The sequence below is a fragment of the Streptomyces sp. NBC_01314 genome (genome assembly GCF_041435215.1).
GTDB lineage: Bacteria > Actinomycetota > Actinomycetes > Streptomycetales > Streptomycetaceae > Streptomyces.
The window spans coordinates 8,599,230-8,612,608 of the sequence record NZ_CP108394.1; the positions used below are offsets into that span (position 1 = coordinate 8,599,230).

14 protein-coding genes are annotated in these 13,379 nt (G+C 69.9%); 10 read left to right on the forward strand and 4 right to left on the reverse strand.

Annotated features, from left to right (window positions below; genetic code table 11):
- The first annotated feature begins 256 nt into the window (after window positions 1-256).
- The 4 genes from OG622_RS37760 to OG622_RS37775 all read left to right on the forward strand — a co-directional run bounded on the left by OG622_RS37760 (window position 257) and on the right by OG622_RS37775 (window position 3,747).
- On the forward strand, window positions 257-1,246 hold the full coding sequence (locus OG622_RS37760; protein WP_371581112.1) for a heme o synthase: 990 nt from the start codon (window positions 257-259) through the stop codon (window positions 1,244-1,246).
- 162 nt (window positions 1,247-1,408) lie between these two features.
- Window positions 1,409-1,771, forward strand: a complete 363-nt coding sequence (locus OG622_RS37765; RefSeq protein WP_371581113.1) for a hypothetical protein — start codon at window positions 1,409-1,411, stop codon at window positions 1,769-1,771.
- Between the two features lie 57 nt (window positions 1,772-1,828).
- On the forward strand, window positions 1,829-2,935 hold the full coding sequence (locus OG622_RS37770) for an amidohydrolase family protein (protein ID WP_371581114.1): 1,107 nt from the start codon (window positions 1,829-1,831) through the stop codon (window positions 2,933-2,935).
- Window positions 2,936-2,979: 44 nt separating this feature from the next.
- Window positions 2,980-3,747 carry a nucleotidyltransferase domain-containing protein gene (locus OG622_RS37775; protein ID WP_371581115.1) on the forward strand — a complete coding sequence of 256 codons (768 nt, stop codon included), beginning with the start codon at window positions 2,980-2,982 and terminating at the stop codon, window positions 3,745-3,747.
- A 27-nt stretch (window positions 3,748-3,774) separates the two neighbouring features.
- Here OG622_RS37775 and OG622_RS37780 read toward each other — a convergent pair whose 3' ends face one another.
- The 4 genes from OG622_RS37780 to OG622_RS37795 all read right to left on the reverse strand — a co-directional run bounded on the left by OG622_RS37780 (window position 3,775) and on the right by OG622_RS37795 (window position 7,457).
- A complete protein-coding gene (locus tag OG622_RS37780) occupies window positions 3,775-4,788 on the reverse strand; it encodes a heme A synthase (RefSeq protein WP_371581116.1) in 1,014 nt (337 codons plus the stop codon).
- 125 nt (window positions 4,789-4,913) lie between these two features.
- Window positions 4,914-5,693, reverse strand: a complete 780-nt coding sequence (locus tag OG622_RS37785) for an ABC transporter permease (protein ID WP_371581117.1) — start codon at window positions 5,691-5,693, stop codon at window positions 4,914-4,916.
- Window positions 5,690-6,613: an ABC transporter ATP-binding protein gene (locus tag OG622_RS37790; protein ID WP_371581118.1), complete on the reverse strand. Its 924-nt coding sequence runs from the start codon at window positions 6,611-6,613 to the stop codon at window positions 5,690-5,692. The genes OG622_RS37785 and OG622_RS37790 overlap by 4 nt, the downstream gene beginning before the upstream one ends.
- A 10-nt stretch (window positions 6,614-6,623) precedes the next feature.
- Window positions 6,624-7,457: an aminoglycoside N(3)-acetyltransferase gene (locus tag OG622_RS37795; RefSeq protein WP_371581119.1), complete on the reverse strand. Its 834-nt coding sequence runs from the start codon at window positions 7,455-7,457 to the stop codon at window positions 6,624-6,626.
- Between the two features lie 161 nt (window positions 7,458-7,618).
- On the opposite strand from OG622_RS37795, the gene OG622_RS37800 reads away from it, so the two are divergent.
- Genes OG622_RS37800 through OG622_RS37825 form a run of 6 tightly spaced genes read left to right on the forward strand, consistent with a single transcriptional unit; the run spans window position 7,619 to window position 13,370 of the window.
- A complete protein-coding gene (locus OG622_RS37800) occupies window positions 7,619-8,353 on the forward strand; it encodes a helix-turn-helix transcriptional regulator (RefSeq protein ID WP_371581120.1) in 735 nt (244 codons plus the stop codon).
- Window positions 8,350-9,774, forward strand: a complete 1,425-nt coding sequence (gene sufB, locus OG622_RS37805; RefSeq protein ID WP_371581121.1) for a Fe-S cluster assembly protein SufB — start codon at window positions 8,350-8,352, stop codon at window positions 9,772-9,774. Before OG622_RS37800 ends, sufB begins: the two co-directional genes overlap by 4 nt.
- Window positions 9,775-9,834: 60 nt before the next feature.
- Window positions 9,835-11,016, forward strand: coding sequence for a Fe-S cluster assembly protein SufD (gene sufD, locus OG622_RS37810; protein ID WP_371581122.1), 1,182 nt, complete (start codon window positions 9,835-9,837; stop codon window positions 11,014-11,016).
- Complete coding sequence (locus tag OG622_RS37815; protein WP_371581123.1) at window positions 11,016-11,345, forward strand: non-heme iron oxygenase ferredoxin subunit; 330 nt, start codon at window positions 11,016-11,018, stop codon at window positions 11,343-11,345. The genes sufD and OG622_RS37815 overlap by 1 nt, the downstream gene beginning before the upstream one ends.
- Window positions 11,346-11,352: 7 nt before the next feature.
- A complete protein-coding gene (gene sufC, locus OG622_RS37820) occupies window positions 11,353-12,117 on the forward strand; it encodes a Fe-S cluster assembly ATPase SufC (protein WP_371581124.1) in 765 nt (254 codons plus the stop codon).
- On the forward strand, window positions 12,114-13,370 hold the full coding sequence (locus OG622_RS37825; protein WP_371581125.1) for a cysteine desulfurase: 1,257 nt from the start codon (window positions 12,114-12,116) through the stop codon (window positions 13,368-13,370). The genes sufC and OG622_RS37825 overlap by 4 nt, the downstream gene beginning before the upstream one ends.
- Window positions 13,371-13,379 lie beyond the last annotated feature (9 nt).

Sequence of the window (13,379 nt, forward strand, 5' to 3'; positions counted from 1 at the left end):
CTGTGTCAGGTCCGCCTCCCGACCGGTGGCTCGCATGCTGAGACCAGGGGGTTCCGCTGTTCGACATCTGAATACGGAGCCGCTCATCCGACTGCTCAACCGAAGTGCGTGAGGCTCGTCGCGCGGCCCCTCCCAACACGACCGCACCCCCTTGAAAGGTCGGCTCTGGGCAACGTCTACAGTGGCGTGGTACGCGCGAGCCGTCACGGGGAGTTCACAACCGGAGGCTTGCTGGGAGTCTCTGTCAGGGGTGTGCGTGACGGCCGTCGAATCCCGTCCATCGGGTGGGGGCACCGCCCAGGCCCTTCAGGCACTGGGGGAGCTGGGCGCGAGCAACACGAACAGCAGCCGGGGTCAGCGGCCGATCGGGGCCCGAGTCAAGGGGTTCGTGGCGCTGACGAAGCCGCGGATCATCGAACTGCTGCTGATCACCACCGTTCCGGTGATGTTCCTCGCCGAGCAGGGTGTCCCGGACCTCTGGCTGGTGCTCGCCACCACCATCGGCGGCTACCTCTCCGCGGGCGGCGCCAACGCGCTCAACATGTACATCGACCGCGACATCGACGCTCTCATGGAGCGCACCTCGCAGCGCCCGCTGGTCACCGGCCTGGTCACCCCGCGTGAGGGCCTTGTCTTCGGCATCACCCTGGCGGTTCTCTCCACCGCCTGGTTCGGCCTCCTCGTCAACTGGCTGTCCGCCTGGCTGTCGCTCGGAGCGCTCCTCTTCTACGTCGTCGTCTACACGATGATCCTCAAACGCCGTACGTCCCAGAACATCGTCTGGGGCGGCATCGCCGGCTGCATGCCGGTCCTCATCGGCTGGTCCGCCGTCACGAACTCGATGTCGTGGGCCGCGGTGATCCTTTTCCTGGTCATCTTCTTCTGGACGCCGCCGCACTACTGGCCCCTCTCCATGAAGGTGAAGGCCGACTACGCCCGCGTCGGCGTCCCGATGCTCCCGGTGGTCGCCTCCAACCAGGTGGTCGCCCGGCAGATCGTCCTCTACAGCTGGGTGATGGTCGCGGTCTCCCTGATGCTGACCCCGCTCGGTTACACGGGCTGGTTCTACACGTCGGTGGCCCTGGTGACGGGCGTCTGGTGGCTCTGGGAGGCGCACGCCCTGCAGAACCGCGCGAAGAGCGGCGCGACCGGCGGCAAGCTCAAGGAAATGCGCCTGTTCCACTGGTCGATCACCTACGTGTCGCTGCTGTTCGTGGCAGTGGCGGTGGACCCGTTCCTGCGCTGAGTCCTTCGGCCGCGGGTGGTTCGCGGCCCGTCGCGCCCACGCGGCGGAGCCGCACATCGAAACAGCCCCGCGCCCCTGAAGAACAGGGGGCGCGGGTTTCGTGTTCAAGGCCACGCAGCCCTGCCGTGGCCTCTGTCCATACCCATCGGTAGCATCCTGGCCATGGCAGACACCAAGCAGGTTGACGAGGGCACCGACGTCCGGCAGGCCGCCAAGGCCGAGCGCAGGGCGGCCAGGCTTGCGAAGCAGATCGCCTCTTTCACGAAGGCCCACGGCGGAGCCGAGGCCCAGGTCGCCTACATCGGTCAACTCGGAGCCCGCATCGTCCTGGTCGGTGAGGACGGCGGCTGGGGCGACCTCGTGGCCCCCACCTACGCCATCGCCGAGGCGGCCGTGCAGAAGTCCGGCGTCACCGTCCACGAGGACTTCGACGGCGAGTTCGCCGCCAAGGTGAAGACCGGCCCGTACGAGTGGTCGCGGATGGCCGGAATCCAGGTCGGCGGCCCGAGCAACAGCAACACCTGAGCCCGGCTCGCCCGTTAGGACTTGTGGGAGTTCACAGGTCCAGCCTCGGGGAGCCCGATGATCGAAACGCCGTCCCTAGTGGACCAGTACTGCCACGGAGTACTGCGAACGGAGCTGGGCCTCGGCACCTTCGAGGCCCACCTCGCCCGCAGTGAGGGCCCGCCGGCGCCCGGCACCACCTTCTTCGACACCCAGACGGGCTTCGCCGTACGCCGCTGGTGCCCGCCCCTCCTGGGTCTGGAACCGCACTGCCCACCGGCCCGTTATCTGGCCCGGCGCCGCGAACTGGGCGTACTGGAGGCGGGGCGCAGGCTGCTCCGGGGCAGCGGCATCACGACCTATCTCGTCGACACGGGGCTGCCGGGCGACCTCACCGGGCCGGGCGAGATGGCCTCCACCGGAAACGCGGACGCCCACGAGATCGTCCGCCTCGAACTCCTCGCCGAACAGGTCGCCGACACCTCCGGCACCATCGAGTCGTTCCTGGCCAATCTCGCCGAGTCGGTGCACGCGGCCGCCGCGAACGCCGTCGCCTTCGCGTCGGTGGCGGGCGTACGGCACGGCCTGGCGTTCGCGCCCGAACCGCCCGGCCCGGGAGAGGTGCGGGGCGCGGTGGGGCGCTGGCTCGCGCACCGGCCGGTCGGCGGCGCGCTCACCGACCCGGTCCTCCTGCGCCACCTGCTGTGGATCGCCGTCGCCTCGGGCCGCCCCCTCCAACTCCACGCGGGTCTCGGCGAACCGGGCCTGCACATCGACGCCACCGACCCCGTCCTGCTCACCGACTTCGCCCGCGCCACGGCGGGCCTCGGCACCGACCTGGTCCTGCTGCACGGCTACCCGTACCACCGCCACGCGGCCCACCTCGCCGGTGTGTTCCCGCACGTCTACGTCGACCTGGGCGCCGAACTCGTGCGCACCGGCGCCCGTGCCACCGCCGTACTCGCCGAGGTCCTCGAACTCGCCCCCTTCGGCAAGCTGCTGTTCTCCAGCGGCGCCCACGGCCTGCCCGAGCTGCACGTGGTCGGGGCCCGGCTGTTTCGCGAGGCGCTGGCCCGGGTGCTGGGGACCTGGGTGTCGGAGGGCGCCTGGTCACTGGCGGACGCGCAGCGCGTGGCCGGGCTGATCGCGGCGGGGAACGCGCGGCGGGTGTACGGGCTGGAGTGACAGTGGGGTGTACGGCGCCCGCACGCGCTGTACAGACTGGGCGTATGACACGCAGCGACGCGACCGCCGGTTTACCCGGCTCCGCCACCGACACCCGGGCTCTGGTCGAACGCTTCCTCGACGAACTCAGGGAGCTCGCCCCGCTCGCCGTCTGGGCCCATGGCTCCCTCGGCGGAGGCGACTACCAGGAGGGCCGCAGCGACCTGGACCTGATCGCCGTCCTGGACGGTCCGGTCACCGCCCGGACGGCCTGGCGGGCGGGGCGACTGCACGCCCGGCTGCGTCACGAGCCGCTCGCCGCCCAGCTGCACTGCACGTATCTGACCCCGGGCACGGCGGGCGACGCCGAGCGCAGGCACCTCACCTGGGCGCACCGGCAGCTGTTCCGGCGGACGGTCACCCCGGTCACCCGGCGTGAGCTGCACACCTTCGGCCTGGTCCTGCACGGCGAACCGCCCGGGGCGCTGCTGCCGCCGGTGTCGGACATAGAGCTGGACGCCTTCGTCGTCCGCGACCAGCGGGAGTACCGGCGTCTGCTGGCCGACCGGGCCCACCTCTGGGACCAGGACGTCTGGGTCGACTTCGGGCTGCTCACCTTCGCCCGCGCCACCGTCACCCTGCGCGAAGGCCGGCTGATCTCCAAGCGCGAGGCCCTGGACCTGCTGCCCGCCCTGGGCGCACCCGTCGAGGTGGTCGAGGACATCAGGCGCCGCCGCTACGGGCAGCGGGCCGAGGAGGTGCCGTACCGGGGCGAGCTGACCCGGCTGTTCCTCGGCCCGGCGATCGACGACCTCGTACGGACGTACGGCTGACTCTGCGGGTGGAGGCCCGCCCAGGCCTCAGCCGCGCGCGGCCACCGGGGTCACCGCGACGGCCGGCTCCGGCAGGTCCACCTCGTCCGCCGGTCGTTCGCGCAGGGCCAGCAGCACCCGGAGGGTGGCGATCCACACCAGGCAGGAGCCGAACATGTGGGCGCCGACCAGGGCCTCGGGGAGGTCGGTGAAGTACTGGACGTAACCGATGACGCCCTGGGCGAGGAGGACGAGGAACAGGTCGCGGGTGCGGTCCAGCGGCCCACGCGGGGCGTCGACCGCCTTCAGGACGAACCACAGGGCGAAGGCGAGCGTCACCACGATCCAGGCCAGGACCGCGTGCAGCTTGGTGACGTTCTCCCAGTTCAGGGGGATGCGCTCGACCTTGCTTGAGTCACCGGCGTGCGGGCCGGCGCCCGTGACGACCGTGCCCACCGCGATCAGCAGCAGCGTGACGCCCACCAGGACCCACACCAGCTGGCGCACCGCCTTGCCGACCAGCGGACGCGGAGCGGTGTCGCCCTCGCCGGTGCGGTGCCACATCACGGCCGCGACGGCGATGAGCGCGGTGGAGAGCAGGAAGTGCGCGGCCACCGTGTACGGGTTGAGGCCGACCAGCACGACGATGCCGCCGAGCACCGCGTTGCTCATGACGACCCAGAACTGCGTCCAGCCCAGCCTGGTCAGGCCACGCCGGAACGGCTTCTGGGAGCGCGCGGCGACGATCGCCCAGCCGACCGCCGCGCACAGCACGTACGTCAGCATGCGGTTGCCGAACTCGATGTAGCCGTGGACGCCCATCGCCCGGGTCGCGGTGAGCGAGTCGTCGGTGCACTTGGGCCAGGTCGGGCAGCCGAGGCCCGACCCGGTGAGCCGCACGGCACCGCCGGTCACCACGATGGCCACCGCCATGACGAGGGCGGCGAGGGCCGCGCGCCGGACCGTTCTGGGGTCCGGGGTCCAGCGCTCGGCGATGAAGGCGAGCGGGTTGCGCGCAGCGGAGACGAGGTCGTCGCGGGTCACTTTCGGCACGCGCACCATGGTAGGCCGCCGCTTGTGCACGTATTCACGAGGGGTCGGGGCTTTCACCCGTCGGGCGCCCCGCACCCGGCGCTCACGCGGGCCGGGGGGACCCGGCACCGCATCGGGGCGGAGGAAGCGTGTCGTCATTCCCAGCGGAAGAAGCGGGCCGCCGCGCCCAGCCCGAGCACCGCCCACACGGCGAGGATCCCGAGGTCGCCCCATGGCATCCCGCCGCCGTGCTGGAGGACGTCCCGCAGCCCGTCCGACAGCGCCGAGATCGGCAGCAGTCCGAGCACGCTCTGCGCCGCGTCGGGGAACTTGTCCAGCGGGACGATGACGCCACCGCCCACGAGCAGCAGCAGGAAGACCAGGTTCGCCGCCGCGAGCGTCGCCTCCGCCTTCAGCGTGCCCGCCATCAGCAGACCGAGGCCCGAGAAGGCGGCCGTACCGAGGATCAGCAGGAGCAGCACGGCGAAGGGGTTGCCGTGCGGGGACCAGCCCATCGCGAAGGCGATCACGGTGACCAGGACGACCTGGAGGATCTCCGTGACCAGTACGGACAGCGTCTTCGCGGTCATCAGGCCCCAGCGGGGGAGCGGCGAGACCGCCAGCCGCTTCAGGACGCCGTAGCGGCGTTCGAAGCCGGTGGCGATGGCCTGGCCGGTGAACGCCGTCGACATCACGGCGAGCGCCAGGACGCCGGGGGCCAGGAAGTCGACCGCCTTGCCCTCGCCCGTGTCGACGATGTCCACCGAGCCGAACAGCACCAGCAGCAGGGTCGGGATGACGACCGTCAGGAGCAGCTGCTCGCCGTTGCGCAGCAGCATCTTCGCCTCCAGGGCCGCCTGCGCCGCGATCATCCGGGGGAGGGGGGCGGCGCCCGGCTTCGGCGTGTACGCGCCCGTGCTCGTACTGGCGCTCATGAACGCAACTCCTTGCCGGTCAGCTCCAGAAAGACGTCTTCGAGGGTGTGCCGTTCCACCGAGATCCGGTCCGGCATCACCCCGTGCTGGGCGCACCAGGAGGCGACGGTCGCGAGGAGCTGCGGGTCGATCTTGCCGGTCACCCGGTAGACGCCGGGCGTCAGTTCGACGGCGGTGGAGTCCGCCGGGAGGGCCTTGAGCAGGGAGCCGATGTCGAGGGCCGGGCGGCCGGTGAAGCGCAGGGTGTTCTCGGCGCCGCCCCGGCACAGCTCCTCGGGTGGGCCCTGGGCGATGACCTTGCCGCCGTCGATGATCGCGACGTCGTCCGCGAGCTGCTCGGCCTCGTCCATGTAGTGCGTGGTGAGGATGACCGAGACGCCGTCCGTGCGCAGGTCCCGGACCAGCTCCCAGGTGGCCCGGCGGGCCTGCGGGTCTAGGCCGGCGGTCGGTTCGTCGAGGAAGACCAGCTCGGGACGGCCGACCACGGCCATCGCGAGGGCGAGCCGCTGCTGCTGGCCGCCGGAGAGCCGCCGGTAGGTCGTACGACCGCAACTGCCGAGGCCCAGGCGCTCGACGAGGGAGTCCACGTCGAGGGGGTGGGCGTGCAGCCTGGCCACATGGCGGAGCATCTCGTCGGCGCGGGCACCGGAGTAGACACCGCCGGACTGGAGCATCACACCTATCCGGGGGCGCAGCGCGGCGGCCTCGTGGGCCGGGTCGAGGCCGAGTACGGACACCGAGCCGGAGTCCGGCTTCCGGTAGCCCTCGCAGGTCTCGATCGTGGTCGTCTTCCCCGCGCCGTTGGGGCCGAGCACGGCGGTGACGCCCACCCCGGCCGCCAGGTCCAGGCCGTCCACCGCGGTCTTGTCGCCGTACCGTTTCACCAGGGACCGGACCTGGACCACGGGGTCACTTCGCATGGGCCCGAGTCTAGGTACGCGGCCGGGTGCCGAGGCGGCCGGGTCCGGAGATCTCCTCCTCACGGGGACGGTGCAACGGGAGCCAGCGCTCGGCGTACGCCACCGCGTCGGCCACCGGGAACAGACGTACGTCCGCCGTGCCCACCCTGGTCCGCGGGATCCCGTGGTCGCGCTCGAAGTCGTACCCCAGCTCGTCGAACCGGTCCGAGTCGATCGACACCTCGGTCACCACCTCCCAGCCGTCCGGGCCCGGCCGGCCGACCTCGACCAGCGGCGCGGGGATCCGGTACTCGGCCAGGTGGAAGCTGGTGCAGGAGTCGTAGCCCGCGCCGAGCAGGAGCACCCGGGCACCCGCCTTCTCCAGCCGGGCCAGGGGGCTGCGCTCGCCGAGGCGGCAGTCGGGGGCGTGGTCCGCGAGGATCGCCGCCGCGCCCGCGCCGATCGCCGCGAAGGACGTCTGGGGGTGCGCGCTGCGCAGGGCGCCCGGCCAGGTCCGCACCGTCTCGGGGATCACTCCGACCCCACGCGTGGGTGTGGTGGCCGGGTCGTACGCGGGCATGTTCGCCCGGATCGGCTCCCACCACTCCTCGGGCACCGGCGGATACGCCCACAGCGCCGGGTCCGAGAGATGGCCGGTCTGGCTGGGGACGACGAGGGTGCCCTCCGGACCGAGGGTGTCGAGCAGTGCCTGGACGACCGTGCCGGCACCTCCGCAGACCCAGCCGAGCGCGCTGAGCGAGGAGTGCACGAGGAGGGTCCCACCGGGCTCGACACCGGCGGCGCGCAGGTCCGCCGCCAAGCCCGCGCGGGTGACAAGAGGGCCGGTGGGAGGGGTTGTCGACATGGTGTGGCAGTCTTCCGGAGCGGCCCTCGCGGCGCTACCCGTTTGATCGATCAATGATCGTTTCCGCTGGTCAGCTTAGGTTTACCTAAGTGATGCACGGCACCGCCCGCTCGTTCGGGCGCGGCTTGCCCCTCTCCGAGGAATTACGCAACAATGGCGTTGTGAAAAACGTTGGCGAGGCTCCGCAGGAGGAACTCGCGACCGGGGAGCGGTCGACACGCAACCGGGTCGCGCGGTCCATCCTGTCCCACGGCCCGTCCACCGTGGCCGACCTCGCCGGGCGCCTCGGGCTCACCCAGGCGGCCGTACGCCGACACCTCGACGCACTCGTCGGCGACGACGTCGTCCAGCCCCGCGAGCAGCGCGTCTACGGCGCTCGTACACGCGGGCGCCCGGCCAAGGTGTTCGCCCTGACGGACTGCGGACGGGACGCCTTCGACCAGTCGTACGACAAGCTCGCCGCGGACGCGCTCCGCTGGATCGCGGACCAGGAGGGCGGGGAGCAGGCGGTCGCCGCCTTCGCCCGCTCCCGGGTCGCCGCCCAGGGCGGCGCCTACCGCGAGGCCGTCGAGGCGGCGGACCCCGAAAACAGGACCGAAGCCCTGGCCAAGGCCTTGAGCGCCGACGGGTACGCTGCTACGGCACGCAGTGCCCCCCACCCCCACCAGGGTGAGCAGCTCTGCCAGCACCACTGCCCGGTAGCCCATGTGGCCGAGCAGTTCCCGCAGCTCTGTGAGGCCGAGACCGAGCTCTTCGCCGAACTGCTCGGTACGCACGTCCAGCGGCTGGCCACCATCGCCCACGGCGATGGCGTCTGCACGACGTTCATCCCCAGAATTTCCAAGACAGCCACCGACACCGCATCTGCAAGTACCGCCGGGAGGAACCCCGCATGACGCTCCCCATCGAGGAGACTGCCCACCCCGAGCTCGAGGGTCTGGGCAACTACGAATACGGCTGGGCCGACTCCGACGTGGCCGGTGCCTCTGCCAAGCGCGGTATCAACGAGGACGTCGTCCGCGACATCTCCGCCAAGAAGAACGAGCCGGAGTGGATGACCAAGCTCCGTCTCAAGGGCCTGCGCCTGTTCGACAAGAAGCCCATGCCGAACTGGGGCTCGGACCTGTCGGGCATCGACTTCGACAACATCAAGTACTTCGTGCGCTCCACGGAGAAGCAGGCGGAGTCCTGGGAGGACCTGCCCGAGGACATCAAGAACACGTACGACAGGCTCGGCATCCCCGAGGCGGAGAAGCAGCGCCTTGTCGCCGGTGTCGCCGCGCAGTACGAGTCCGAGGTCGTCTACCACCAGATCCGCGAGGACCTGGAGGAGCAGGGCGTCATCTTCCTCGACACCGACACCGCGCTGAAGCAGCACCCGGAGCTCTTCAAGGAGTACTTCGGGACCGTCATCCCGGTCGGCGACAACAAGTTCGCGTCGCTGAACTCCGCGGTGTGGTCGGGCGGCTCCTTCATCTACGTGCCGAAGGGCGTGCAGGTCGAGATCCCGCTCCAGGCCTACTTCCGTATCAACACGGAGAACATGGGCCAGTTCGAGCGGACGCTGATCATCGTCGACGAGGACGCCTACGTCCACTACGTCGAGGGCTGTACGGCCCCGATCTACAAGTCGGACTCCCTGCACTCCGCGGTCGTCGAGATCATCGTCAAGAAGGGCGCCCGCTGCCGCTACACGACCATCCAGAACTGGTCGAACAACGTCTACAACCTGGTCACCAAGCGCGCCGTGGCGTACGAGGGCGCGACCATGGAGTGGATCGACGGCAACATCGGCTCCAAGGTCACCATGAAGTACCCGGCCGTCTACCTGATGGGCGAGCACGCCAAGGGCGAGACCCTCTCCATCGCCTTCGCGGGCGAGGGGCAGCACCAGGACGCCGGCTCCAAGATGGTCCACATGGCGCCGAACACCTCCTCGAACATCGTGTCGAAGTCCGTGGCGCGCGGTGGCGGCCGTACGTCCTACCGCGGTCTCGTCGAGATCGGCGAGGGCGCCCACGGCTCCAAGTCCAACGTGCTGTGCGACGCGCTGCTGGTGGACACCATCTCCCGCTCCGACACCTACCCGTACGTCGACGTCCGTGAGGACGACGTGTCCATGGGTCACGAGGCGACCGTCTCCAAGGTCAGCGACGATCAGCTCTTCTACCTGATGAGCCGTGGCATGACCGAGTTCGAGGCGATGGCGATGATCGTGCGCGGCTTCGTCGAGCCGATCGCCAAGGAGCTGCCCATGGAGTACGCGCTGGAGCTCAACCGGCTGATCGAGCTGCAGATGGAAGGCGCGGTCGGCTAAGACCGTCCTCCCCAGCAGTAGCCAGATTTCTTGACGTAGGAAGAGAGCAGACCGACAGCCATGGCTGAGGCTCAGAACATTCCCGTGGGGTCCACCACCGCGGGCCAGATCGCGGTGGCCGCCGAATCGACCGTCGCCACGCGCATGAGCGCGCCCCCGTCCTTCGACGTGGCGGACTTCCCGGTCCCGCACGGCCGTGAGGAGGAGTGGCGGTTCACCCCGCTGGAGCGGCTGCGCGGGCTGCACGACGGCACCGCCGTCGCCACCGGCGACGGCGTGAAGGTCGACGTCCAGGCCCCCGAGGGCGTCACCGTCGAGCTGGTCGGCCGTGACGACCCACGCCTCGGCCGGGCCGGCACCCCGGTGGACCGTGTCGCCGCCCAGGCGTACTCGGCGTTCGAGCAGGCCGGTGTGATCACCGTCCCCAAGGACACGGTGCTCACCGAGCCCGTCCGCATCTCCGTGCACGGCGAGGGCGGGGTGTCCTTCGCCCACCAGGTGATCGAGCTGGGCGCCTTCGCCGAGGCCGTCGTCGTCTTCGACCACACCGGTGACGCCGTGGCCGCCGCCAACGTCGACTACGTCCTGGGCGACGGCGCCAAACTGACCGTCGTCTCCGTCCAGGACTGGGACGACACGGCCGTGCACGTGGCCCAGCACAACGCCCTCATCGGCCGGGACGCCTCCTTCAAATCCGTCGTGGTCACCTTCGGCGGCGACGTCGTACGACTGCACCCGCGCGTGACCTACGCCGGCACCGGTGGCGAGGCCGAGCTCTTCGGTCTGTACTTCACGGACGCCGGCCAGCACCAGGAGCACCGCCTCCTGGTCGACCACAACCTCCCGCACTGCAAGTCGAACGTCGTCTACAAGGGCGCGCTCCAGGGCGAGGGCGCCCACGCGGTGTGGATCGGCGACGTGCTCATCGAGGCCAAGGCCGAGGGCACCGACACCTACGAGATGAACCGGAACCTGGTCCTCACGGACGGCGCCCGGGTCGACTCGGTGCCGAACCTGGAGATCGAGACCGGCGAGATCGTCGGCGCCGGCCACGCCTCCGCGACCGGCCGCTTCGACGACGAGCAGCTCTTCTACCTGATGGCCCGCGGCATCCCGGCCGACGAGGCCCGTCGCCTGGTGGTCCGTGGCTTCTTCGCCGAGCTGGTCCAGCAGATCGGCGTGGACGACATCCAGGAACGCCTTCTCGTCCGGATCGACGAGGAGCTGGAGGCAACGGTCTGATGACTGCCTCTTCGACGTATCTACGCGCCTGTGGACTGAGCGAGCTGGAGAAGGACACCCCGAAGCGGGTGGAACTCGACGGCACGCCGGTCTCGGTCGTGCAGACCGAGGGCGAGGTGTTCGCCATCCACGACATCTGCTCCCACGCGAACGTCTCGCTCTCCGAGGGCGAGGTGGAGGACTGCCAGATCGAGTGCTGGCTGCACGGCTCCGCGTTCGACCTCAGAACCGGCAAGCCGTCCGGCCTTCCCGCGACGCGCCCCGTCCCCGTTTACCCCGTAAAGATCGAAGGGGACGACGTGCTCGTCTCCCTCACCCAGGAGTCCTGAGGCACCCATGGCAACGCTTGAAATCCACGACCTGCACGTCACCGTCGAGGCCGACAACGCCACGAAGGAGATCCTCAAGGGCGTCGACCTGACCGTGAAGCAGGGCGAGACGCACGCCATCATGGGCCCCAACGGCTCCGGCAAGTCGACCCTCGCCTACTCGCTCGCGGGCCACCCGAAGTACACGATCACCAGCGGCACCGTCACCCTCGACGGCGAGGACGTCCTGGAGATGTCCGTCGACGAGCGCGCACGCGCGGGCCTGTTCCTGGCGATGCAGTACCCGGTCGAAATCCCCGGCGTCTCGGTCTCCAACTTCCTGCGCACCTCCGCCACCGCCATCCGCGGCGAGGCCCCCAAGCTCCGCCTGTGGGTCAAGGAGGTCAAGGAGGCCATGCAGCGCCTGAACATGGACCCCGCCTTCGCCGAGCGCAACGTCAACGAGGGCTTCTCCGGCGGCGAGAAGAAGCGCCACGAGATCCTCCAGCTCGAACTGCTCCGGCCGAAGATCGCGATCCTCGACGAGACGGACTCCGGTCTGGACGTCGACGCGCTGCGCATCGTGTCGGAGGGCGTGAACCGCGTCCGCGAGACCGGTGACGTCGGCACCCTGCTGATCACCCACTACACGCGCATCCTGCGCTACATCAAGCCCGACCACGTGCACGTGTTCGCGAACGGCCGTATCGCCGAGTCCGGCGGCCCGGAGCTCGCCGACCAGCTCGAGGCCGAGGGCTACGACAAGTACGTGAAGGGTGGCGCATCCGCGTGACACAGCTGCCGGGCCTCCTCGACACCGAGGCGATCCGCAAGGACTTCCCCATCCTGGACCGCCAGGTCCACGACGGTAAGAAGCTCGTGTACCTGGACAACGCGGCGACCTCGCAGAAGCCGCGCCAGGTGCTGGACGCCCTGAACGAGTACTACGAGTGCTACAACGCCAACGTCCACCGCGGTGTGCATGTGCTCGCCGAGGAGGCCACGGCGCTGTACGAGGGCGCGCGCGACAAGGCCGCCGCGTTCATCAACGCGCCCAGCCGCAACGAGGTGATCTTCACCAAGAACGCCTCCGAGTCGCTGAACCTCGTGGCGAACATGCTCGGCTGGGCCGACGAGCCCTACCGGGTGGACGCCGAGACCGAGATCGTCATCACGGAGATGGAGCACCACTCCAACATCGTGCCGTGGCAGCTGCTCTCGCAGCGCACGGGCGCGAAGCTGAAGTGGTTCGGGCTGACCGACGACGGCCGCCTCGACCTCTCCAACATCGAAGAGGTCATCACGGAGAAGACGAAGATCGTCTCCTTCGTGCTGGTCTCCAACATCCTCGGCACCGTCAACCCCGTCGAGGCGATAGTGCGCCGGGCGCAGGAGGTCGGTGCGCTGGTCTGCATCGACGCCTCGCAGGCCGCGCCGCACATGCCGCTGGACGTGCAGGCGCTCCAGGCCGACTTCGTGGCCTTCACCGGCCACAAGATGTGCGGTCCGACGGGCATCGGTGTGCTCTGGGGCCGCCAGGAGCTTCTGGAGGACCTGCCTCCGTTCCTTGGCGGCGGCGAGATGATCGAGACGGTGTCGATGCACTCGTCGACGTACGCCCCCGCCCCGCACAAGTTCGAGGCGGGTACCCCGCCGATCGCGCAGGCGGTCGGCCTGGGAGCGGCGATCGACTACCTGAACTCGATCGGCATGGACAAGATCCTCGCCCACGAGCACGCGATCACCGAGTACGCGGTGAAGCGGCTGGCGGAGGTCCCGGACCTCAGGATCATCGGCCCCCCCACGGCCGAGGACCGGGGCGCGGCGATCTCCTTCACGCTCGGCGACATCCACCCGCACGACGTGGGCCAGGTCCTCGACGAGCAGGGCATCGCGGTCCGGGTCGGCCACCACTGCGCCCGCCCCGTCTGCCTGCGCTACGGAATTCCCGCGACCACCCGAGCGTCGTTCTATCTGTACTCCACCCCGGCCGAGGTCGACGCCCTGGTCGAAGGCCTGGAGCACGTACGGAACTTCTTCGGCTGAGGGGACGAG